Genomic DNA, 22,095 nt, shown 5'->3' with positions numbered 1-22,095 from the left:
CCCGGCATCTTTTCCTGTCAACCCCCGACCCGATGGTGGCGCCGGACTGACACCCGACTACGCTGGTCCCGTTGGATGCAGCAACCCAGCACCACTCGAACAGACGGAGGCGCCATGAAGGGCAAGGTCATGTTCGTCGTCGGTGGGCTCACGGGCTACGTGCTCGGGACCCGCGCCGGACGCGAACGCTACGAGCAGATCAAGACGCAGTGGGTCAAGCTGTGGAACGCGAAGCCGGTGCGCGCACAGCGCGGCAAGGTCGAGGACTTCGCCAAGGCCCGCATCAGCGAGGTCCCCGCAGCCCTGTGGAGCGGCGTCAGCGCCGTCGCCAAGGTCGTCAGCCAGCAGGGCTCCACGCCCGGCCAGAAGCTCGACCGCGCGATCTCGAAGACCGAGGACACCGTCCAGGACGTGGCCGACACCGTCTCCGACGCGCGCACGGCCTCCGGCACCTCCACGTCGACGGCATCGAAGCCTGCAGCACGGAAGCCCGCGGCTCCGAAGCCCAAGAGCGGCGAGTAGCGCCGACGATGGGCTTCATGAGTGACCGGAACCGGTCGGAACCCCGGTACGACAAGCGTGACGAGTCCCTGCTGACCCTCGTCGGTCAGCTGCCCGGTGTCGTCTCGAACCTGGTCAAGGCCGAGATCGCGAACGTCAAGACGCAGCTCGCCCACAAGGGCAAGTACGCGGGCATCGGCGCGGCGTTCGTCGCCGGCGCGGCCGTGTTCCTCTTCTTCGCGATCGGGGTGCTCGTCGCGGTCCTGATCCTCGCGCTCGCGCTCGTCATGCCGTCGTGGCTCGCCGCGCTCTGCGTGTTCGTCCTGTTCGTGCTGGTCGCCGCCGTCCTCGTGCTCATCGCGTTGCGGTACTTCAAGAAGATCAACGAGGACCCGAGCCCGATGGACAACGTGAAGGAAGACATCAAGGCAGTGAAGGGGCTCGGCGAGTATGACCGTTGACCAGTTCCCGGGGGCCACGCCCTCGCCCGAGCAGGCTCGCGCCGAGCTCGTCGCAACGCTGAACGCCATCGAGGACAAGCTCAACGTCCCGAAGCAGATGCATCGCGCCAAGCGTCGTGCCATCGTCCGGGTCGCGACCGTCAAGGTCGAGCGTCCCGCCGTCTTCTACGCCGGCGTTGCCGGTCTCGCCGGTGCAGCCGGCCTGGCCGTGTGGGGCATCGTCCGCGCGATCGCCCGCTAGCGCGTTCCTGTCGCTCGCCGAGCCTCAGGACGAGCGAGGGGTCGCCGCGCGGGTCATCGGCACGTGCACGATGTCGTCCTCGACGTAGTCCGGGCCGGTGATCACGAACCCGAACCGTCCGTACCAGTCGGCGAGTCGCTTCTGCGCGCCCATGTGGAGTTCGCGGTGTCCGTGTTCGGCGACCGCACGACGGATGAGTTCCGCGGCGAGACCCCGGCCGCGTGCAGTGAACGCGGTGGCGACCCGCCCGATCTCCGAGTGCTCCGCCTCCGTGAGGATGCGGATCGTGGCGAGCACCTCCGTGTCCTCCTGAGCCCACGCGATGAGGGTGCCGTCCTCGAGGTCCCGTCCGTCGAGGTCGGCGAAGAGGGCCGTCTGCTCCACGACGAAGACGTCGACGCGGATCTTGAGCACCTGGTAGAGCGTCACCGGATCCATCTCGGACAGCGGGGCGACGTGGTACTCGACGGGGGCGTGCAAGCTGGTCATCAGCCGACTGTATCGACTGTGAGGGCAACCTCAGTGTCAATCGTGACCTGCCACTTTTGCCCATTCGACCGAACTGGGTGAGGATAGGACTATGACTCACCCGGCCTCTGCCGAGGCATCGCACCACCCGACCGACTCAGCCACCCCGACTGGCCCCTCAGGATTCACCCTTTGGGCTGTCCTGCGCCGCGAGCCGGCGAATGCGCTGCCGCTCGGCGAAGAGCATGTCTCCGAACTCGAAGCATCCATCGCGCTCATCGAAGCCCAGGGGGTGACGCTGCGCGGCATCTACGACGTCTCCGGTCTCCGCGCCGACGCCGACCTCATGCTGTGGCTCCACGGCGACACCGCCGAGGGCCTGCAGGCGGGTCTCCGCGAGCTGCGCCGCACCGCCATCCTCGCCTCGCTCGCCCCCACGTGGAACGCCATGGGCGTCCACCGGGACGCGGAGTTCAACCGCCAGCACGTCCCCGGGTTCCTCCGTGGCATCGAGCCGAAGGGGTGGCTCTGCCTGTACCCCTTCGTCCGCAGCTACGAGTGGTATCTGCTGCCCGAGGAGGAGCGTCGCAAGATGCTCGCGGAGCACGGCCGTCAGGGCGCCGCCTTCACCGGCGTGCTCGCCAACACGGTGGCCTCCTTCGCCCTTGGCGACTACGAGTGGCTCCTGCCGCTCGAGGCCGACGACGTGGTCGAGCTCGTCGACCTCATGCGCGACCTCCGCAACACCGAGGCACGTCGCCACGTGCGTGAAGAGGTGCCCTTCTTCACGGGACGCCGCATCACGCCTGCCGAGGCACTGGAGGTGGTTCGCTGATGGCCGCGATGAACCTGGGCAGCTCAGGGGCGGACGCTCCGGAGCGCATCGTCCGCGGAGCGACCGACGCCGCGGCGGCCGGCCCCGAGCACGTCTCCGAGCCGACGAAGTACGACGCCATCCTCCTCGCCGGATTCGGTGGGCCGGAAGGCCAGGACGACGTCATCCCCTTCCTGCGCAACGTCACCCGTGGTCGTGGCATCCCCGAGGAACGTCTCGAGGAGGTCGCCCACCACTACCGCCACTTCGGCGGGGTGAGCCCGATCAACGACCAGAACCGCGCGCTCAAGGCCGCGATGGAACTCGAACTCGCCTCGCGCGGGATCGACCTGCCCGTGCTCTGGGGCAACCGCAACTGGGACCCCTACCTCCGTGACGCGCTGACGGAGGCACACGAGCGTGGCTTCACCAAGCTCATCGCCGTCGCCACGAGTGCCTACTCGTCGTACTCCAGCTGCCGCCAGTACCGCGAGGACTTCGCGATGGCGGTCGACGAGACGAACCTGCAGGGCGAGATCCAGATCGACAAGGTGCGTCAGTTCTTCGACCACCCGGGCTTCGTGACGCCGTTCATCGACGGTGTCCGCGACGCGATCGCGGACTACCTGCGTGAGCAGCCCGAGCTCGTCGCCGAGACCCAGATCGAGGTGCTCTTCGCGACCCACTCGATCCCGACCGGCGACGCGGCGCGCTCCGGCCCCGACTTCCGGAACTTCGGCGATCACGGTGCCTACGAGGCCCAGCACCTCGCGGTGGCGGAGGTCGTCATGGCCAACGCGATCGACCAGCTGCGTGAGAACGGTGTCCTCGGTGGCGCGGTCGGCAGTGGTATCTCCGTGCCGTGGCAGCTCGTCTACCAGTCCCGCTCCGGCCCGCCGAGCATGCCGTGGCTCGAGCCCGACATCAACGACGCGATCGCCGAGCTCCCCGCCGCGGGTCGCAAGGCCATCGTCATCGTCCCGCTCGGATTCGTGAGCGACCACATGGAGGTCATGTGGGACCTCGACAACGAGGCCATCGAGACCGCCGGTGAGCACGACCTCGCAGCCGTCCGCGTGCCGACCCCGGGTACGTCCGCCGCCTATGTGAAGGGGCTCATCGACCTCGTCCTGGAGCGTCGCGACGGGACCCCGGTCGAGGAGCGCCCGCACATGACCGACCTCGGTCCGTGGTACGACGTCTGCCGCCCCGGGTGCTGCGAGAACGCCCGCCTGGGCTTCAAGCCGGCGTTCTCGGGGATCGCCCCATGACCCTTCGTATCGGAACCCGCGGCAGCGCTCTCGCGTTGGCGCAGACCGGTCATGTGGCGGACGCCCTCACGGCAGCCACGGGCGAAGAGGTGGAGATCGTCACCATCACCACGCAGGGTGACACCAGCCGTGAGTCGCTCGCGACCATCGGCGGCACCGGCGTGTTCGTCAACGCCCTCCGCGACGCGTTGCTCGACGGGGCGTGCGACCTCGTCGTGCACTCGCTGAAGGACCTCCCGACGGCGCAGGCCGAGGAGTTCACGATCGCTGCGATGCCGATGCGCGAGGACCCGCGCGACGCCCTGTGCGCCTCCGGCGACCGTTCGCTCGACGATCTGCCGCAGGGTGCCCGCATCGGCACCGGTTCCCCCCGCCGCATCGCCCAGCTGAAGCGCGTCCGTCCCGACCTCGACGTCGTCGACATCCGCGGCAACATCGACACCCGTCTGCGACGCATCGAGGACGACCTCGACGCGGTCGTCCTGGCCGCCGCCGGGCTCACCCGCCTGGGCCGACTCGACGCCGTCACCGGTCTCTTCGACCTCGACACCTGGCCCACCGCACCCGGGCAGGGTGCGCTCGCGGTCGAGTGCCTCGCCGACGAGGAGTCCTCCATCGCCGGATCGATCGCACTGCTCGACCACGCTCCGAGCCGCTGGCAGGCCACCGCCGAGCGCGCGGTGCTCCGACGCCTCGAAGCGGGCTGCTCGGCTCCGGTCGGTGCGGCCGCCTGGCTCGACGACGAGGTCCTCGTGCTGCAGGCCGCGGTCTACTCGCTCGACGGCACCCGGATGATCCATCGGGAGAGCCGCTCCGAGGGCTTCTCGGGCGAGGGCCATGGTCGGGAGCTGCTGCAGGCGGCGGACGCGCTCGGCGTCTCGCTCGCCGACGAACTCATCGAGGCCGGCGCAGCCGACCTGGCCCCGCTGGGAGGCACCGCGTGAAGGACTGGACGAAGCCGGACACCGTGCCCACCGCCACCAAACCGCTCGGCGGGTGGCGCGTGCTCGTGCCGCGCGGCGGCCCCTGGGGCGACTCGGTCGCCGGGACGGTCCGCGGCAAGGGTGGCACCCCGGTCGTCGCCCCGATGATCAACTTCGCCAGCACGGACGACCCTGAGACCCTCGCGACCGCGCTCGCGGCACTCGAGGCCGGCGAGTTCGACTGGCTGACGGTGACGAGCGCGACCACGGTCGACGTCCTGTCCTCGCAGCGGATCCGGATCCCCGAGACGACCCGCGTCGCCGCCGTCGGTGAGACCACGGCTGCGGCGCTCACCGCGGTCGGTTACAGCGTCGACCTCGTCCCCGCGAAGGACAACTCGGCCAAGGGCATGGTGCAGGACCTCACCGTCCTCGAACCGCACCCGAAGCGCATCCTCACGCTGCGTTCGGCCATCGCGAAGCCGCTGCTCACCGAGGGCCTCATCGCGGCCGGACACGACGTGCAGTCGGTCGTCGCCTACCGCACGGTGGGTGTGCCGGTCGCGGAGAAGATCGTGGCCGACGTCGCGAGCGGGCGCGTGCGTGCCATCCTCGTGACCTCGGGCAGTGTCGCCGAGCAGGTCCGGTCGCAGTTCCCGGAGATCCCCGACAGCACCGTCATCGCCGCGATCGGACCACGCACGGCTCGCGACGCGCGTGGCTACGGCCTCCGGGTCGACGTCGTCGCCGAGCAGCAGACGGTCGACTCGCTCATCGAGGCGATCGTGTCTGTTGCGCTCCGTCGGAACCGCGAGGACGGCGCCGACGGCGGCAGGGCCTGACCGGCGTCACGCCCTGGCCGACGTCGCGCCGTGACCGGCATCACGCCCTGCGCGAACCGGGAGGGTGCGTCGGTGGTGACGCGTAGGCTTGACGGGTGAGCATCCCCGAGACCCGTCCCCGTCGTCTCCGGCAACAGCCGGCCATCCGTCGCCTCGTGAGCGAGACCCGGCTCGATCCGGCGGAGCTCGTGCTGCCCATGTTCGTCCGTGAGGGCATCTCGGAGTCCGTCGAGATCACCTCGATGCCGGGCGTCCGGCAGCACACGATCGACAGCGCCAAGCGTGCGGCGGTCGAGGCGGCCGAGGCCGGCATCGGCGGGGTCATGCTCTTCGGTGTGCCGGCGGAGCGCGACGCGATCGGCTCCGGCGCGACCGACCCGGACGGCATCCTCAACGTCGCGACGCGTGCGCTGGTCACCGAGGTGGGCGACGCCCTGGTGGTCCAGACCGACCTCTGCCTCGACGAGTTCACCGACCACGGCCACTGCGGGGTCCTCGACGCCCGCGGACGCGTCGACAACGACCGGACACTCGACCGCTACCGCGACATGGCGCTCGCGCAGGCAGAAGCCGGTTCGGCGCTGCTCGGCCTGTCCGGCATGATGGACGGCCAGGTCGCCGCGGTCCGCGAGACGCTCGACGCCGCCGGATTCGACGAGACGATCATCCTCGCGTACTCCGCCAAGTTCGCCTCGGCCCTCTACGGCCCCTTCCGCGAAGCCGTCGACTCGCAGCTCCAGGGCGACCGCCGCACGTACCAGCTCGACCCCGCCAACCGTCGTGAAGGGCTCCGAGAGGCACTCATCGATGAGGCCGAGGGTGCCGACATCGTCATGGTGAAGCCGGCCGGGAGCTTCCTCGACGTGCTGGCGGACGTGTCCGACACCGTGTCGATCCCGGTGTGGGCGTACCAGGTGTCCGGCGAGTACGCCATGATCGAGGCCGCCGCCCGGCAGGGCTGGATCGACCGCCGTCGGGCGATCGAGGAGTCGGTGTTGTCGATCAAGCGCGCCGGTGCCGAGGCCGTGCTGACGTACTGGGCCGTCGAGCTCGCCGCCTGGCTGGACGAGTCGCGCGGCCTGCGCGTGGGAGGAACCCGATGAACGACGCAGCATTCGCGAGAGCCCAGCGCTCCATCCCCGGCGGCGTGAACTCGCCCGTCCGCGCCTTCCGCTCGGTCGGTGGCACGCCGCGCTTCATGGTCTCGGCCACGGGCCCGTACATCACCGACTCCGAGGGCGTCGAGTACGTCGACCTCGTCAGTGCGTGGGGTCCGGCACTGCTCGGTCACGCGCACCCGCAGGTCGTCGAGGCCGTCCAGGCCGCCGCCGCCCGAGGTCTGTCGTTCGGGGCGTCGACCCCGGCCGAGACGGAACTCGCGGAGCTCGTCAAGGAGCGCGTCCAGGCCTCCGGTGTCGCGCCGATCGAGAAGCTGCGCATGGTCTCCACCGGCACCGAGGCGACGATGACGGCGATCCGTCTCGCACGCGGCGCGACGGGTCGCAGCCTCATCGTCAAGTTCGCCGGGCACTACCACGGACACTCCGACGGACTGCTCGCCGAGGCCGGTTCGGGCGTCGCGACGCTCGCCCTGCCGGGGTCCGCCGGGGTCACCGCCGAGACCGCCGCACAGACGATCGTCGTCCCGTACAACGATCGCGCGGCGCTCCAGACGGTCTTCGCGGAGCGCGGGGCCGACATCGCCGCGATCATCATGGAGGCCGCCTCCGCCAACATGGGCGTCGTCCCGCCCGCACCCGGGTTCAACGCCGCGGTCGTCAAGCTCGCCCACGAGCATGGAGCGCTCGTCATCATCGACGAGGTGCTCACCGGCTTCCGCGTCTCCTCCGCCGGCTGGTGGGGACTCGACAACCGTGGCCTCGCCGCGGTCGCGCCCGGGACGGTGCCGACCCCGGGTGCCGAGGACTGGGAGGCCGGCAACCACGCGGTCGCGAACCCCACCGGCGCCATCAGCATCCCGGTCGGCGTGTACCAGCCCGACCTCTTCACCTTCGGCAAGGTCATCGGCGGCGGCATGCCGCTCGCGGCGCTCGGTGGGCGGGCGGAGCTCATGGACCTGCTCGCGCCACTCGGCCCGGTCTACCAGGCGGGCACCCTCTCGGGGAACCCGGTCGCCCTCGCCGCCGGCATCGAGACGCTGCGCCTGGCCGACCAGGAGGTCTACCGCCGGGTGGACACCGCGGCCGCGATCGTCTCGGAGGCCACGTCGAACGCCCTCACGGAGGCTGGTGTCGCACACACCGTCCAGCATGCGGGGAACCTGTTCTCCTTCGCGTTCAGCGAGACGGCTCCGACCGACTACGCGGACGTCCTCCGCCAGGACGCCTTCCGGTACCCGGCGTTCTTCCACCGGATGCTCGACGCCGGGGTGTCCCTGCCGCCGAGCGTCTACGAGGCCTGGTTCGTCTCCGCGGCCCACGACGACGAGGCGATCAGCCGTATCGTCGACGCGCTCCCCGCTGCCGCACGCGCGGCCGCGGCGGCCATCCGCTGACGCGGGCGGGCGCTCGCGGGCCGTCATCCTCGCTCGACAGGCCATGCGTTACCGCTTTGTGAACTTCCGGCAACGCGAACGTCGGTGGGGCTTGGCAGACTAGAGGCATGGCCTCCTTGCGTCTGCACCCCGACCGACTGGAGATCGAACTGTCCGCGTACGACAAAGCACTCTCGCTGCGTCGGAGCAACGTCGTCGTGCCACGGTCGAGCATCCGTTCCGCCACCATCACGGACGATCCGTGGATCTGGGTCCGCGGCATCCGCGCCCCCGGCACGGCGATCCCGCTGACGCTCGCGATCGGGCAGTGGAAGTTCCACGGCGGTAAGGACTTCCTCGTCATCAAGGGCACGAAGCCGTCGGTCGTCATCGATCTGGAAGACACCGAGTACTCGCGGCTGATCATCACGACCCGTCGGAGTGCCGAACTCATCGCCGCGCTCGACCTGCACTAGGCGAGCCTCGGGAGGCCTCGTGGGCGGCCCGGTCCTGGCCGTGCCCTCGAAGCCGACGCACCCACAACGTGACCCTGATCAGGGTCGTTCGCGACCAATTCCCTCGAACAGGGCACAAAACGGCATCTGACCGGTATCCTGGGGCCGCTCGAACCTCCGAAGACCGCCTGTTCGAAAGGACCACAGCCCATGTCGACTCCTCCTCCCGGTGAATACCCCGGCCAGCCCCCGCAGGCCCCGCAGGCCCCGCAGCCGCCGAAGGATCAGTACGGCTCGGCCCCGGCCTACTCCGGCGGCTCGGCTTCGTCCGGTGACGCGACCGCGGGCAAGACCCTCGGCATCGTCGGCCTCATCCTCGCGTTCCTCGCGCCGCCGATCGGTCTCATCCTGAGCATCGTCGCCCTCATGCAGTCGAAGAACGCCGGGGTCAAGAACACCCTGGCGAAGGTCGGCCTCATCCTCTCGATCGTGTTCATCGTGCTCGGCATCATCATCACGATCGCCCTGGTCGCGGTCGGTGCATCGGCCGTATCCGAGGTGTGTGGCGAGCTCGGCTCGGGCACGCACACCAGCGGCTCCACCACCATCACCTGCCCCTAGTTCCGCGACGCCCGTCGGATTGGGGAGTTGTCCCCATCCCCTGTCGGGCACCTCAACCACTACTGTTGGCTCGCGCCCCTGGCGCATCAACCATCCTCGAGAGGAACCATCATGACCAACGCACCCCAGTACAACCCCGGCCAGCAGCAGGGCGCGGCACTGCCCGCCGACTACCCGGGCAAGACCCTCGGCCTCGTCGGCCTCATCCTCGCGATCGTCGTGCCGCTCGTCGGCCTGATCATCAGCCTCGTCGCGAAGAACCAGTCCAAGGCCGCCGGTTACCCGAACCAGCTCGCGAAGATCGGTGTCATCATCGGCGCCATCCTCCTCGTGCTCGGCATCATCGGCTCGATCCTCTACGCCGTCACCCTCGGCTCGGTCATGTCGGGCGCCGGCTACTGAGTCTCAGCAGCTTCAGTCGACAGCGGTCGGTCGCCTTCGGGCACCGGCCGCTGTCGCGTTCCCAGCGCCTCGTCCGACGCGCTGTCTGAGGAGGTCGCGGGTGTGTCGGCCCGGTGGGCACGCGCCGCGCCGCAGTTCTCCTGAGTGAGGAATAGGCGGGCTCGTCGATCAGGCGCGGACGTCGACGACGATGCGGCCGTGGACCGAGCCCGAGAGGACCCGCTCGGCGGCATCGACTGCGTCGGCGAGGGAGACCGTCTCGGTGAGGCGATCGAGGATGTCGAGGTCGAGCGCCGAGGTGACGTGCTCCCAGGCGGCCTCCCGCGCGGCCCGTGGTGCCTCGACGGAGTTCACGCCCGCGAGGGTGACCCCGCGCAGGATGAACGGCATGACGGTCGTCGGGAGGTCCGAACCACCGGCCAGACCGCACGAGGCCACCGTCCCGCCGTACTCGAGCTGTGACAGGACCGTCGCGAGCGTCTGCCCGCCGACGGAGTCCACCGCGCCGGCCCAGCGCTGACTGCCCAACGGACGGCCCGCCTCGGAGAGCTCCGCCCGATCGACGATCGAGGAGGCCCCGAGTTCCCGCAGGGCGTCGCCGAGTTCGTCGACGCGGCCGGTGGCCGCGGCGACCTCGAACCCGGCTGCCGCCAACAGGGCGATGGCGATCCCGCCGACACCGCCGCCGGCACCGGTCACGAGGACGGGGAGGCCGCCAGGCCGGACAGCGCCCGAGGCGAAACCGCCGTGCTCGAGGGCGAGGACGCAGAGGGATGCGGTGAAGCCGGCCGTGCCGATCGCGGCGGCCTGTGCGCTCGAGACGTGGTCTGGCACCCGGACGAGTGCGTCGGGGCGGACCCGAGCGCGCTCGGAGAGCCCGCCGAAGCGGGTCTCGCTGAGGCCGTCGCCGAAGAGCGCGACGCGGTCGCCCGCGTTCCAGTCCGGGTCGGACGATTCCGCGACGACACCGACGAGGTCGATGCCCGCGACCATCGGGAACTCCCGAACGACGCCCGGCTTGCCGGTCAGGACCAGGGCGTCCTTGTAGTTGATGCTGGAGAACTCGACGTCCACGGTGACCGACTCGTCGGGGAGTTCGGCGTCGTCGAGATCGCGGAGCTCGACGGTCCGCGTGGGCTTCCCGCCCTCCTGCTCGACCTGCTCGATGACGTATGCGCGGCCCATGGTGCTCCCGTCTCCGACGCTGGCGCCGGTGTTTGGCTGTCGTCCGAGCCTACGCGTCCACCTGGGCTACGTGACGTCGCGTCGCCAGGTGGTGGCGTAGCCGATGAGGGCGACGACGACACCGATCCCGAGGAGCACGAGCCCGCCCTGCCACCAGGTCAGCGCGTCCTGCTGCGCGGACATCATCGAGTAGAAGCTCGGCCCGACCAGGGCGTCGGTCGCGGCACCGGGGAGGAACCGGCCGATCGACGCGGTGACCTCGGAGAACGACGCCGCGAGACGCAGGAGCGGCTCCACGAACTGGGTGAACGCGAGCACGACGATGATCGCGCCGACCTGGCTCGGCAGGACGGCACCGAGGCCGACGCCGATCGCACCCCACAGGGCCATGGCGAGGACCGCCCGGCCGATGAGCGCCCAGGTGTCCGGGTCGGTCAACAGCGGGTCGATACCGCTGATCGCCAGAGCCCCACCTCCGAGACCGACCGACGCCACGAGCGCGATCACGCCGTAGAGTGCGCCCACGCCGGTGAGCGCCAGGACCTTGCCGACGAGCACGTGGCCGCGGTTCGGGTTGGCGAGGAACGTCGGCGTGAGGCTCTGGTGCCGGAACTCACCGGTGGTCGCGAGCGCTCCGAGCAGCACCGGGAACACGTACCCGATGCTCGTCGCGAACCCGTAGATGAGGCTCGGTTGCGTGAGCATCTCGCTGGTCGCCTGCGCGCCGCCACCGCTGGACTCCGCGGCACCCGGGATGTTGGCGAACAGGAGCGCCGCCCCGGCCGCGGCGAAACCGACGTACACGAACAGGATGAGCGCGAGCCCCCACCACACGCGGGTGGTGAAGACCTTGAGGAATTCGGAGCGGACAGCCGCCAGGAGCGAGTTCATGCGTGGTCCTCCCCGCCGCTGACGAGGGCGAGGAACGAATCCTCGAGCCCTGATCGATGCCGCGACAGTGCACTGAGCGGGATACCTGCGGCGAGGGCGACGCGGCCGATGTCGATGGATTCGACATCGTGCACGATGAGCCCCGAGCGGGCCTGGTCGAAGGTGTAACCGGCGGCGGTCAGTGCTGTGGCGAGGCGCTCGTGCTCGGGCGAGTTCACGACGACCCGGAGGGTGTCGGCGGCATCGAGGCTCGCGAGGGTGCCGACGTGCGCGAGGCGCCCCTTGGCGATGATGACGACCTCGTCGACCGACTGCTGCACCTCGCTGAGCAGGTGGGAGCTGATGAGGACCGTCCGGCCCTCCGCCGCGAGGGCGGTCAAGAACCCGCGGATCCACTTGATGCCCTCGGGGTCGAGGCCGTTGATGGGCTCGTCGAGGACCAGCACCCCGGGGTCGCCGAGGAGGGCGGTCGCGAGACCGAGGCGTTGCCGCATGCCGAGGGAGTACCCGGCGACGCGGCGGTCGGCCACGTCGAGCAGTCCGACCTGCGCGAGCACCGCGTCGACGCGGTCCGACGGCAGGCGTGCTGCCGAAGCATGCACGCGCAGGTGGTTGCGGGCGGTGCGCCCGGGGACGAAGCTCGCCGCCTCGAGGGCCGCGCCGACCGTAGCCGCGGGTACGGGGAGCTTCGCGTACGGCACGCCCCCGAAGGTCGCGGTCCCCGAGCTGGGCTGGACGAGTCCGAGCAGCATGCGCAGGGTCGTGGTCTTCCCGGCGCCGTTCGGCCCGAGGAAGCCGGTGACCTTCCCCGGTTCCACGTGGAACGTCAGGTCGTCGACCGCCTGCACCGCCCCGAAGGATTTCGAGAGTCCGTCGAACTCGATCGTCACGCCAGCGGTCATCCGGTGCCTCCCCACGGGCGCGGCCGGATCCGCGCCTCGTCCGTCAACGCTATCGGGGCGACCCCGGTTGCGCATCGGCCGCTCGGGGGAGATGAGACCGGCCTGCTAGAGCCCGAGGGAGTCGAGCGATGCTCGGACGGCCGCAGCCGAGTCGGCGAACTGCTGCTCCTCACGCGGCGACATGGTGACCTCGACGACCGAGCGCACCCCGGAGCGGTCGACGATGCTCGGCACCGACAGTGCCACGCCGCTCACCCCGTGGTACCCGTCGAGCACGGTGCTCACCGGCAGGATCGCGTGCTCGTCGCCGAGGATGGCTTCGACGATGCGCGCCCCCGAGAGGCCGATCGCGTAGTTCGTCGCCCCCTTGCCCTCGATGACCCGGTAGGCGGCGGTTCGGACGTCGACGGCGATCTCGTCGAGCTGCTGCTCGGTGAACCGGGAGCCGTCGGGCAGCTCCCAGTCGAGGATCGGCACGGGGCCGATGGTCGCCTGCGACCACAGGGGGAGTTCGCTGTCGCCGTGCTCGCCGACGATGAGGGCGTGCACGGCGGAGGTCGCGACTCCGGCCCGCTCGGCCAGTAGCCAGCGCAGGCGGGAGGTGTCGAGGACCGTCCCGGAGGAGAAGACCCGCTCCCGGGGCAGACCGGTGATCTGCTGGGCGGCGACGGTGAGGACGTCGCAGGGGTTCGTGACGAGCATGTAGATCGCGTCGGGTGCCTGCTCGACGAGCTTCGGGAGCAGCTGTTCGAGGATGCGGATGTTCGTCCCCGCCAGGTCGAGGCGGGTCTGGCCCGGTTCCTGTTTGGCGCCGGCCGTGATGACGACCACGTCTGCGTCGGCGACGACGGAGATGTCGTCACCACCGGTGATGCTGCTCGACCCGGTGAACTGCGTTCCGTGGGCGAGGTCGAGGACCTCGGCGGAGGCCCGCTCGCCGTCGATGTCGTAGAGCGCCACCCGGCGGGCGCTGCCGCGGATGAGCGAGGCGTACGCGAGGGACGAACCGACGCTCCCCGCCCCGATGATGGCCAGTTTCGACTTCGTGCGAACACCCATGGGACCATCTTGGCAGGGGCGGATGTGCGCGGTCGGAGTCGAGCCCGTCGGAGCTCGGGTTGTCTCGATGTCGAGGTATCGCCCGCCCTTCGACAGGCTCAGGGACCGGAGCCTGTCGCGGTCGGTCGCTCAGCCACCCCCTCCGGTCACTGAGCGTGTCGAAGGGCGTCCGCCAGCCACCGGTTCCGCGCCTGGATGAGCCGCCGCAGATGCCTGGTGAGGGCGAGGTGTTCCGCGACGACGCCCAGGGGGCCGAAGGGCGCCGAGAAGGTGATGTCGTCGAGCATGATGGTGCGCGCCGTCCCCATCGGGCGTTCGAGCGGTTCGAAGAGGTGGACATGCCGGAAGCTGCGGAACGGGCCGCGCACCTGCTCGTCGGTGAAGCGGTCGAACTCCTCGAACTCGGTGATCCGGCTGGTCATCGTCCACGGGACACCGAAGTGCCGCGCACGCCAGGTGACCGTCTCGCCCAGGCCGATGCGGCCGGAGGTCACCCCGCCGATCGCCCGCTCACTGGTGTGCTGCATCGAGCCGAGGTGCGCGTCGATGGAACGCGCGAGCTCGAACGCCTGCTCCATCGTGCCGTCGAGCTCCGTACGGAGGATGAAGTGGGAGGTCATGGGCGCTCGCTCAGGTGATCGCGGCCGGCGCTGTGTCGGCGTGGACGATGCACCGCGGGCCACCGCTCGGGTCGTCCGCGTGGGTTTCGCAGACCACGAGTTGCGTCTTGCACGACGGGTCGGCGCAGTTCTGCAGGTGCTTCGTCGCCGTGTCGCAGACGACGCAGTGCCCGATGACAGCGGCGTGGTCGCTGAAGTCCAGCGAACCGCGCTTGTCGAACACGTACAGCGATCCCTCCCAGAGGCCGTCGTCGCCGAACTGCTCGCCGTACCGGACGATGCCGCCGTCGAGTTGGTAGACCTCGCCGAAGCCACGCGAGCGCATGAGCCCTGACAACACCTCGCAACGGATGCCGCCCGTGCAGTAGGTGACGACGGGCTTGTCCTTGAGGTGGTCGTACTTGCCACTGTCCAGCTCCGCGACGAAGTCCCGGGTGGTCGCGACGTCCGGGACGACCGCGCCCGCGAACCGGCCGATCTCCGCCTCGAACGCGTTGCGGCCGTCGAAGAAGACGACGTCGTCACCACGTTCGGCCACGAGCTCGTGCAGTTCGGTGGGCTGGAGGTGCACCCCTCCACCGGTGACGCCGTGTTCGTCGACCCGCAGTTCGCCGGGGGCGCCGAAGGACACGATCTCCTCGCGTACCTTCACACTGAGCTTCGGGAAGTCGCTGATCCGCCGCCACGGCGCCGGTCGGTGCTTGGACGTGCGGACGGTGTCGTCCTCGTCGAAGCCGGAACCGTCGCTCCACTTGACGTCCAGGCCGCGGAACGCTGGGTGCTCCGTCGTCTTCCGGACGTACCGCTTGCAGGCGTCGAGCTCGCCGCCGACCGTGCCGTTGATGCCGTCCTTCGAGATGAGGATGCGGCCGCGGAGACCGAGCGACTCGCAGAGGTCGCGCTGCCACAGGCGGATCGCCTCCGGGTCCGCGAGGGGCGCGAACGCGTAGTACAGGAGGATCTTCGGGTCGGCCACCGGTCAATCGTAATCGCCCGTGCGCGACCCGCTCCCGTGTCAGGCCGCGACCCCGGTCCCGGAGTCCCCCTCGGTCCCTGAGTTCCCCCGTCCGGTCCCTGAGTTCCCCCGTCCGGTCCCTGAGTTCCCCGTCCGGTCCCTGAGTTCCCCCGTCCGGTCCCTGAGTTCCCCCGTCCGGTCCCTGAGTTCCCCCGTCCGGTCCCTGAGCTTGTCGAAGGGCCACGCGACCCGATCCAGCCTTCGTCTTGTGCGCGGTCGACAAGCCCCGTGACCCCCGCACGTCGCGCGCCTAGGGTGGACGCAGACCTCGAAGGAGATGGCTATGCGCACAGCAGTGATCGTCGACGCGATCCGGACCCCGTCCGGCCGTGGCAAACCCGGCGGAGCGCTGAACACCGTGCACCCGACGGACCTCCTCGCCGGCACGATCCGTGCCCTCGTGGAGCGGACCGGCATCGACCCGACCGCCGTCGAGGACGTCTACGCCGGCTGCGTCACCCAGTCCGGCGAGCAGGGGCAGAACATCGCACGGAACGCGGCGCTCGCCGCAGGGCTCCCGCAGGAGACCCCCGGCACGACGATCGACCGCCAGTGCGGCTCCAGCCAGCAGGCGACGACCTTCGCTGCGCAGAGCGTCATGGCGGCCGGGAACGACGTCGTGATCGCCTGCGGCGTCGAATCGATGAGTCGTGCCCCCATGGGTTCCAACGTGCAGGGGGCCGACCCGCTCGGCTCAGCACTCCGCGCCCGGTTCCCCGACGGGCTCGTGGGCCAGGGCATCGCGGCCGAACTCATCGCCGCCCGCTGGAACCTGAGTCGGGACGAGCTCGACGCCTTCGCCGCCCGCTCCCACGAGCGGGCCGCGGCCACCTGGGCGTCCGGCGGCTTCGACCGCGAGGTCGTCGCGGTCACCCTCCCGGACGGCTCGGTCGTCACCACCGACGAGACGGTCCGTGCCGGCACGACGACCGAAGGCCTCGCGGGCCTCCCCGCCGTCTTCCACGACGACCGCATGGCTGCCCGCTTCCCCGAGATCGCCTGGCGGATCACGCCGGGGAACGCCTCACCGCTCACGGACGGCGCCTCGGCGGCGCTCATCATGAGCGAGGTGCGGGCGGCGGAGCTCGGGCTCACCCCGCGCGCCCGGTTCGTCTCCTTCGCCGCGGTGGGCAGCGACCCGATCGAGATGCTCACCGGCATCCTGCCCGCCACCCGTCGCATCCTCGGGCGCAGCGGACTGGACGTCGACGACATCGACGCGTTCGAGGTCAACGAGGCCTTCGCCTCCGTACCGCTCGCGTGGCAGCGCGAGTTCGGGGTGGACGACGAGCGGCTCAACCCCCGTGGCGGGGCGATCGCGCTCGGCCACCCGCTCGGTGCGTCCGGGACGAAGCTCCTCGCCAGCCTGCTGGGTCAGCTGGAGGCGACCGGCGGGCGCTACGGCCTGCAGACGATGTGCGAGGGCGGCGGTATGGCCAACGCGACGATCATCGAACGGCTGTGACCGCCGTGCGTTCCATTCCCCGTCCCTCGCACGTGTCGCGGGATCACCACTGCAGGAAGGGATCACCGACATGGATGTGACCGGAAGCTCGGCGATCGTCACCGGCGGCGCCTCAGGACTCGGCTTCGCGACCGCGACCCGCCTGGCCGGAGCGGGCGCGCGCGTCGTGCTCGTCGACCTGCCCGGTTCCGCGGGCGAGGAGCGAGCCGAGGCGTTGGGTGGGTTCGCCACCTTCGTCCCGGCGGACGTGACCGACGGCGAGCAGGTGCAGGCGGCCGTCGAGGCGGCGACCTCGCGCGGCCCGCTCAGGGTCGTCGTCAACTGCGCGGGGATCGCCCCACCGGCGAAGGTGCTGGGGCGCGACGGGCCCGCGGACCTCGAAGCCTTCGAACGGGTGCTGCGGGTCAACGTCCTCGGCACGTTCAACGTCATCCGACTCACCGCGGACGCGATGCAGCACAACGAACCGGACGGCGACGCCTCGGACGGCGGAGGTGATCGCGGCGTCATCGTCAACACGGCCTCGGTCGCCGCGTTCGACGGCCAGATCGGCCAGCCCGCCTACGCCGCGTCGAAGGGTGCGGTGCACTCGATGACCCTGCCGATCGCCCGCGAGCTGGCGCGCCACGCGATCCGGGTCGTGACGATCGCGCCGGGGATCATGGAGACGCCCATGCTCGCCGGGTTGCCCGAAGCGGCGCAGGCGTCGCTCGGGCAGCAGGTTCCGTATCCGGCCCGCCTCGGCCGGCCCGACGAGTACGCCGCCCTCGCGCTCCACATCATCGAGAACGGTTACCTCAACGGCGAGACGATCCGCCTCGACGGCGCGATCCGGATGGCGCCCAAGTGAGCGGCCGCGCACCGACCGCCGCATCGATCCATCACCGACCAGGGAGCACCACGTGACCAGTGACGACACGATCCTCTTCGACGTGGGCGGCGGCCTCGCGCACCTCACGCTCAACCGCCCGAAGAGCCTCAACGCGATCGACGACCGCGCGGCCAGGCGGTGGCGCGACCTCGCCATCGAGATCGCCGAGCGGGACGACGTCGAGGCCGTCCTGTTCGATGCCAACGGTCCGGCGTTCTGCGCGGGCGGCGACGTCCTCGCGATGGCGGGCATGGGCGACGGCAGTCCGGGGTCGACCGGCGCGTTCGTCACGGAGCTCGCCGACATCATCCACGAGGGGCACCGGACGCTGCAGCAGGCCGCGAAGCCGATCGTCGCCGCAGTGCAGGGCGCCGTGGCCGGTGGCGGGTTGGGCTTCATGCTCGTCGCGGACGTGATCGTCGCCTCGGACCGCGCCAAGTTCGTCAGCAAGTACGCCGACATCGGCCTCACGCCCGACTGCGGGGTGAGCACACTCCTACCCGAGGCGGTCGGGATGCGCCGGGCCCTCGAACTCACGCTCAGCCCGCGGATGTTGAGTGCCGAGGAGGCGCTCGACTGGGGGCTCGTCACCGAGGTCGTCCCGGCCGACCAGCTCGATGCGCGTGCGCGCGAGGTGGCGGCGTTCTGGTTGGCGGGCGCGACGGCCGCGTTCGGACAGGCCAGGCGTCTCCTCCGGGAGAGCGTCGGCAGGACGTACCAGGACGCACTCGACGATGAGGCCCGCACGATCGGTGCCGCGATCGAGACGCCGGAGTCCGTGGCCCGCGTCTCGGCGTTCGCCGCCGCCTCCGCCAGGCGCGCAAGCGCCACCACTGCCACCACCCCGAAGGAGCCCACCGCATGACCACTCTCGCCGGCAAGACCATCCTCATGTCGGGCGGCAGCCGTGGCATCGGCCTCGCGATCGCCCTCCGAGCCGCCCGTGACGGCGCCAACGTGGCCATCCTCGCGAAGACCGACACCCCGGACCCGCGGCTCGAGGGCACGATCCACACCGCGGCGGAGGCGATCCGTGATGCGGGCGGGCGGGCGCTGCCCATCCTCGGTGACGTGCGGAACGACGACGACATCACCCGTGCCGTGTTCGAGACGGCGGGCGAGTTCGGCGGCATCGACATCGTCGTGAACAACGCCAGCGTGATCAGCCTGGCGCGCACCCTCGACCTCGACGCCAAACGCTACGACCTCATGCAGGACGTCAACGTCCGCGGCACCTTCATGCTGTCCCGCGCGGCCATCCCGATGCTGCGTGACGCGGAGAACCCGCACATCCTCTCGCTCTCGCCGCCGCTGAACCTCGACCCGAAGTGGCTCGGCGCCCACACGGGCTACACCCTCGCGAAGTACGGCATGTCGATGGTGACTCTGGGGATCGCCGCGGAGTTCGGGCGGGACGGCATCGCCGCGAACACGCTCTGGCCGAAGACGACGATCAAGACGGCGGCCGTCGGCAACATCCTCGGCGGCGAGGCGCTGTTGGCGAAGAGCCGGACACCGGAGATCTACGCCGACGCGGCCTACGAGGTGCTCATCTCGCCGGCGCGGGAGCTCACGGGTCGGTCGCTCATCGTCGAGGACGTGCTCACTGAGGCGGGCGTCACCGACTTCACGAAGTACTCACCGGGGGTCGACGAGTCCGAGCTGTACCCGGACATCTTCCTGTAGCCCTTCGACAGGCTCAGGGACCGGGGTGGGGCTCAGGGGCCGGGGTGGGGCTCAGGGACCGGGGCCCTTCGACAAGCTCAGGGATCGGGGTGGAGCTCAGGGAGCGGGGGTGTCCGCTGACGGCAGAACGTGGGCTCCCCGCCTCCGGTCGGCTCGCGCCTACAGTGAGACCAACGAGCCGGAAGGGGACGCCATGTTGTACCGCGAAGCCCTCGGCGCCGCCTTGCGCACGCGCCGTCTGGAACAGGGGCGGACCCTGCAGGACGTCGCCCTGGCGGCCGCCGTCTCGACGCCGTACCTGTCGGAGATCGAACGCGGCCGGAAGGACGCCTCGTCGGAGGTCGTCGTAACCATCGCCGACGCCTTGCGCACCGGGCTGGACACCCTCATGTTCGACATCGCCGACCGCTTCGACGCCGCGACCACGCCGGCGCTCCTCGAGCCTCCGCTCACCGACGCCCCGCTCGCCGAGGCGACCGTCACCCTGCTCCGTCCCCCGGCGGACCCGCAGCTGCTCGCCGCCTGAGGCGCGTCCCGAACGTCCAGGTCCGGCCCGGACGATGCCCGTGTGCACCGACTCCGGGCTCAGCCGGTAGCGAGCGAAGCGAACACCGAGGCGAGCTGGGGAGCCGCGGACTCCCACGTCGTGTCCGCGTCCCAGTGCCCGAGCGCCGTCACCTCGGTGTGCCGTCCGGCCTGGTGCTTGGGTTCGGGGTCGCCGGGCAGCCGGAGCTGTTGCGTGAACCGCCCGGAGGCCCGGTCGAAGTCGAGGACGTGGAAGGCGACGTTCCGGTTCCAATCCTCGGACGGCCAGGAGATGAAGTTCACCCGAACCCGATCGGCGTCGAGCGGCCCTTCGGCGACGTAGCTCCCCGGGTGGTCCTCGCCCGGCGACAGGATCCGGTAGGCGCCGTTCGCGCAGAACAGGAGCAATGCCGGTTCGAACGGCTTCTCCGCGAACATCGTCGTGTAGTGGAGGGCGTCGGCGCGCACCACGTCGGCGCTCTGGTCGGTCATGGTCGTCTCCTCAGCGGTGTCGGGTGCAGCATCGCCGACCTCGGGACTGTCGCGACGGGGGCCCGCTCGCGCAGCCCGGAGCCAGCCTGGCCGCTCCCGCCGGGTGCGCGGTGTGCGTCGGCTGAACAGTCGTGGAGAGCACGCCTGGTATGTCAGTCGGGAGGGAGCCCGCCTCACGCCGAGCGCCGTCTGTGCGGAAAACGTCCTGTTCCCGGCCGGTTCTCCTGCCGCTGTCGGCGCGGCCGTCGGGCGTAGGCTGGGAGGAGGTGCCGGCGCCCGCAGCACCTGAGAGGAACACCCGTGATCCAGCACCACCTGCGTGTCCACCGCAGCGAGGAGAACCTCGCGCGCGAAGGGCAGCTCGCCTGGCAGCTCGCCCGTGTCGCCACCGATCCGGTCGAGGTGACACCAGAGGTCGTCGACATGATCATCAACCGGGTCATCGACAACGCGGCGGTCGCAGCGGCCTCGCTCACGCGTCGCCCGGTCTCCTCGGCACGAGCACAGGCCCTCAGCCACCCCGTCAGCACCGGCGGCGACGGAGCCACCGTGTTCGGTCCCGACCTCGCCCGCCGCGTGTCACCGGAGTGGGCGGCGTGGGCCAACGGCGTCGCCGTGCGGGAGCTCGACTTCCACGACACCTTCCTCGCGGCCGAGTACTCGCACCCGGGCGACAACATCCCGCCCATCGTCGCGGTCGCCCAGCACGTGGGGTGCACGGGCGCCGACCTCGTGCGGGGTATCGCGACCGGGTACGAGATCCAGATCGACCTCGCGAAGGCGATCAGTCTGCACCGCCACAAGATCGACCACGTCGCGCACCTCGGCCCGAGCGCCGCGGCCGGCATCGGCACCATGCTCGGCCTCGACCAGACGACCATCTACCAGGCCATCGGTCAGGCGCTCCACACGACGACGGCGACGCGGCAGTCCCGCAAGGGCGAGATCTCCACGTGGAAGGCCCACGCCCCGGCATTCGCCGGCAAGCTCGCGGTCGAGGCCGTCGACCGGGCGATGCGCGGCGAGACCAGCCCGTCGCCCATCTACGAGGGTGAGGACGGCGTCGTCGCCTGGCTGCTCGACGGCCCGGACGCCTCTTACGACATCCCGCTGCCCGGCGCGGGGGAGCCGAAGCTGGCGATCCTCGACTCCTTCACGAAGGAGCACTCGGCCGAGTACCAGGCGCAGGCCTGGATCGACCTCGCCCGGAAGCTGCATCACGAGCACCCGGAGCTTTTCGCCCTTCGACACGCGGATCCTGAGCTTGTCGAAGGGCAGGGACCACAGGTCGAGCGGATCGTCCTTCACACCTCCCACCACACGCACTACGTGATCGGCTCCGGGGCGAACGACCCGCAGAAGTACGACCCGACGGCCTCGCGCGAGACGCTCGACCACTCGATCCCGTACATCGTCGCGGTCGCCCTGCAGGACGGTGCGTGGCACCACGTCGACTCCTACCGGCCGGAGCGGGCGCAGCGCGAGGACACGGTGGAGCTGTGGCACCGGATCACCACGGCGGAGGACCCGGAGTGGACGCGCCGGTACCACTCGCTCGACCCGTCCGAGCAGGCGTTCGGCGGCCGCATCGAGATCACCCTGACCGACGGCTCGACCATCGTCGACGAGATCGCCGTCGCCGACGCCCACCCGCTCGGTGCCCGGCCGTTCGCCCGCGCCGACTACGTGCAGAAGTTCCGCACCCTCGCCGCCGGCGTCCTCGACCCGGAGGAGATCGACCGCTTCCTCGCGCTCGCCGAACGCCTGCCCGAGCTCGATGCGGACGAGGTCAAGCAGCTGAGCATCCAAGCGTCCTCCGGGGTCCTCGCCTCGGCACCGCACCCGACCGGTCTCTTCTGATGCCGGCCGACGACCAGACGGGACATCGCTG

26 protein-coding genes are annotated in these 22,095 nt (G+C 70.5%); 18 read left to right on the top strand and 8 right to left on the bottom strand.

The features are described 5' to 3' along the window. Window positions 1-114 precede the first annotated feature (114 nt). The 3 genes from ITJ57_RS18265 to ITJ57_RS18255 are packed head-to-tail and all read left to right on the top strand — an operon-like array spanning window position 115 to window position 1,203. Window positions 115-522: a hypothetical protein gene (locus ITJ57_RS18265; protein WP_056010646.1), complete on the top strand. Its 408-nt coding sequence runs from the start codon at window positions 115-117 to the stop codon at window positions 520-522. Window positions 523-539: 17 nt separating this feature from the next. Continuing rightward, on the top strand, window positions 540-962 hold the full coding sequence (locus ITJ57_RS18260) for a phage holin family protein (RefSeq protein ID WP_162235765.1): 423 nt from the start codon (window positions 540-542) through the stop codon (window positions 960-962). Beyond that, window positions 952-1,203, top strand: coding sequence for a DUF3618 domain-containing protein (locus tag ITJ57_RS18255; RefSeq protein WP_056010652.1), 252 nt, complete (start codon window positions 952-954; stop codon window positions 1,201-1,203). Before ITJ57_RS18260 ends, ITJ57_RS18255 begins: the two co-directional genes overlap by 11 nt. A gap of 24 nt (window positions 1,204-1,227) precedes the next feature. On the opposite strand, the gene ITJ57_RS18250 is transcribed toward ITJ57_RS18255, so the two are convergent. After that, the gene (locus ITJ57_RS18250; protein WP_194671397.1) at window positions 1,228-1,692 is read right to left on the bottom strand and encodes a GNAT family N-acetyltransferase; all 465 of its coding nucleotides are present in this window, start codon (window positions 1,690-1,692) and stop codon (window positions 1,228-1,230) included. 91 nt (window positions 1,693-1,783) lie between these two features. Here ITJ57_RS18250 and hemQ point away from each other — a divergent pair, with 91 nt between their 5' ends. The 9 genes from hemQ (at window position 1,784) to ITJ57_RS18205 (ending at window position 9,493) form a co-directional block, all read left to right on the top strand. After that, window positions 1,784-2,506 (top strand): hydrogen peroxide-dependent heme synthase, encoded by a 723-nt coding sequence (gene hemQ / locus ITJ57_RS18245; protein WP_194671396.1) that lies wholly within the window; start codon window positions 1,784-1,786, stop codon window positions 2,504-2,506. Next, on the top strand, window positions 2,506-3,756 hold the full coding sequence (locus ITJ57_RS18240; protein WP_056782248.1) for a ferrochelatase: 1,251 nt from the start codon (window positions 2,506-2,508) through the stop codon (window positions 3,754-3,756). Before hemQ ends, ITJ57_RS18240 begins: the two co-directional genes overlap by 1 nt. Continuing rightward, window positions 3,753-4,700, top strand: a complete 948-nt coding sequence (hemC, locus tag ITJ57_RS18235) for a hydroxymethylbilane synthase (RefSeq protein ID WP_194671395.1) — start codon at window positions 3,753-3,755, stop codon at window positions 4,698-4,700. Before ITJ57_RS18240 ends, hemC begins: the two co-directional genes overlap by 4 nt. Next, entirely contained in the window at window positions 4,697-5,521 is an 825-nt protein-coding gene (locus tag ITJ57_RS18230) for a uroporphyrinogen-III synthase (RefSeq protein WP_194671394.1), read from the top strand. The genes hemC and ITJ57_RS18230 overlap by 4 nt, the downstream gene beginning before the upstream one ends. A 95-nt stretch (window positions 5,522-5,616) precedes the next feature. Beyond that, window positions 5,617-6,624: a porphobilinogen synthase gene (gene hemB / locus ITJ57_RS18225; RefSeq protein WP_194671393.1), complete on the top strand. Its 1,008-nt coding sequence runs from the start codon at window positions 5,617-5,619 to the stop codon at window positions 6,622-6,624. Continuing rightward, window positions 6,621-8,036, top strand: coding sequence for a glutamate-1-semialdehyde 2,1-aminomutase (locus ITJ57_RS18220; RefSeq protein WP_194671392.1), 1,416 nt, complete (start codon window positions 6,621-6,623; stop codon window positions 8,034-8,036). The genes hemB and ITJ57_RS18220 overlap by 4 nt, the downstream gene beginning before the upstream one ends. A 107-nt stretch (window positions 8,037-8,143) precedes the next feature. After that, window positions 8,144-8,491, top strand: a complete 348-nt coding sequence (locus ITJ57_RS18215; protein WP_056010669.1) for a hypothetical protein — start codon at window positions 8,144-8,146, stop codon at window positions 8,489-8,491. Between the two features lie 189 nt (window positions 8,492-8,680). Beyond that, window positions 8,681-9,091, top strand: coding sequence for a DUF4190 domain-containing protein (locus ITJ57_RS18210; RefSeq protein WP_194671391.1), 411 nt, complete (start codon window positions 8,681-8,683; stop codon window positions 9,089-9,091). A gap of 111 nt (window positions 9,092-9,202) precedes the next feature. Then, a complete protein-coding gene (locus tag ITJ57_RS18205; protein WP_194671390.1) occupies window positions 9,203-9,493 on the top strand; it encodes a hypothetical protein in 291 nt (96 codons plus the stop codon). 168 nt (window positions 9,494-9,661) lie between these two features. Here the strand turns inward: ITJ57_RS18205 and ITJ57_RS18200 are convergent, their stop codons facing one another. The 6 genes from ITJ57_RS18200 to ITJ57_RS18175 all read right to left on the bottom strand — a co-directional run bounded on the left by ITJ57_RS18200 (window position 9,662) and on the right by ITJ57_RS18175 (window position 15,126). After that, window positions 9,662-10,678 carry an acryloyl-CoA reductase gene (locus ITJ57_RS18200; protein WP_194671389.1) on the bottom strand — a complete coding sequence of 339 codons (1,017 nt, stop codon included), beginning with the start codon at window positions 10,676-10,678 and terminating at the stop codon, window positions 9,662-9,664. Window positions 10,679-10,744: 66 nt separating this feature from the next. After that, on the bottom strand, window positions 10,745-11,569 hold the full coding sequence (locus tag ITJ57_RS18195) for an ABC transporter permease subunit (RefSeq protein WP_194671388.1): 825 nt from the start codon (window positions 11,567-11,569) through the stop codon (window positions 10,745-10,747). Continuing rightward, window positions 11,566-12,471, bottom strand: coding sequence for an ATP-binding cassette domain-containing protein (locus ITJ57_RS18190; protein WP_194671387.1), 906 nt, complete (start codon window positions 12,469-12,471; stop codon window positions 11,566-11,568). The genes ITJ57_RS18195 and ITJ57_RS18190 overlap by 4 nt, the downstream gene beginning before the upstream one ends. A 105-nt stretch (window positions 12,472-12,576) precedes the next feature. Further along, complete coding sequence (locus tag ITJ57_RS18185; RefSeq protein ID WP_194671386.1) at window positions 12,577-13,530, bottom strand: L-lactate dehydrogenase; 954 nt, start codon at window positions 13,528-13,530, stop codon at window positions 12,577-12,579. 146 nt (window positions 13,531-13,676) lie between these two features. Next, window positions 13,677-14,150 (bottom strand): SRPBCC family protein, encoded by a 474-nt coding sequence (locus ITJ57_RS18180; protein WP_194671385.1) that lies wholly within the window; start codon window positions 14,148-14,150, stop codon window positions 13,677-13,679. A gap of 10 nt (window positions 14,151-14,160) precedes the next feature. Beyond that, window positions 14,161-15,126 (bottom strand): rhodanese-related sulfurtransferase, encoded by a 966-nt coding sequence (locus ITJ57_RS18175; RefSeq protein WP_194671384.1) that lies wholly within the window; start codon window positions 15,124-15,126, stop codon window positions 14,161-14,163. A gap of 322 nt (window positions 15,127-15,448) precedes the next feature. Here ITJ57_RS18175 and ITJ57_RS18170 point away from each other — a divergent pair, with 322 nt between their 5' ends. From ITJ57_RS18170 to ITJ57_RS18150, 5 genes are all read left to right on the top strand, one after another. Continuing rightward, window positions 15,449-16,630, top strand: coding sequence for a thiolase family protein (locus tag ITJ57_RS18170; RefSeq protein ID WP_194671383.1), 1,182 nt, complete (start codon window positions 15,449-15,451; stop codon window positions 16,628-16,630). Between the two features lie 70 nt (window positions 16,631-16,700). Beyond that, entirely contained in the window at window positions 16,701-17,480 is a 780-nt protein-coding gene (locus ITJ57_RS18165) for an SDR family NAD(P)-dependent oxidoreductase (protein WP_194671382.1), read from the top strand. Window positions 17,481-17,532: 52 nt separating this feature from the next. Further along, window positions 17,533-18,366, top strand: a complete 834-nt coding sequence (locus tag ITJ57_RS18160) for an enoyl-CoA hydratase/isomerase family protein (RefSeq protein ID WP_194671381.1) — start codon at window positions 17,533-17,535, stop codon at window positions 18,364-18,366. Then, a complete protein-coding gene (locus tag ITJ57_RS18155; protein WP_194671380.1) occupies window positions 18,363-19,187 on the top strand; it encodes an NAD(P)-dependent oxidoreductase in 825 nt (274 codons plus the stop codon). Before ITJ57_RS18160 ends, ITJ57_RS18155 begins: the two co-directional genes overlap by 4 nt. A 193-nt stretch (window positions 19,188-19,380) precedes the next feature. Beyond that, complete coding sequence (locus ITJ57_RS18150; protein WP_194671379.1) at window positions 19,381-19,713, top strand: helix-turn-helix domain-containing protein; 333 nt, start codon at window positions 19,381-19,383, stop codon at window positions 19,711-19,713. Window positions 19,714-19,772: 59 nt separating this feature from the next. Here ITJ57_RS18150 and ITJ57_RS18145 read toward each other — a convergent pair whose 3' ends face one another. Further along, entirely contained in the window at window positions 19,773-20,204 is a 432-nt protein-coding gene (locus tag ITJ57_RS18145; RefSeq protein ID WP_194671378.1) for a hypothetical protein, read from the bottom strand. Window positions 20,205-20,504: 300 nt separating this feature from the next. Between ITJ57_RS18145 and ITJ57_RS18140 the strand changes: the two genes are divergently transcribed. Further along, window positions 20,505-22,064: an MmgE/PrpD family protein gene (locus ITJ57_RS18140; RefSeq protein WP_194671377.1), complete on the top strand. Its 1,560-nt coding sequence runs from the start codon at window positions 20,505-20,507 to the stop codon at window positions 22,062-22,064. Window positions 22,065-22,095: the final 31 nt, after the last annotated feature.

The organism is Plantibacter sp. VKM Ac-2880, assembly GCF_015351235.1.
Classification (GTDB): Bacteria; Actinomycetota; Actinomycetes; order Actinomycetales; family Microbacteriaceae; genus Plantibacter.
Note: the sequence above shows the minus strand (reverse complement) of the source record. Positions and strands in the feature narration are given on the sequence as shown.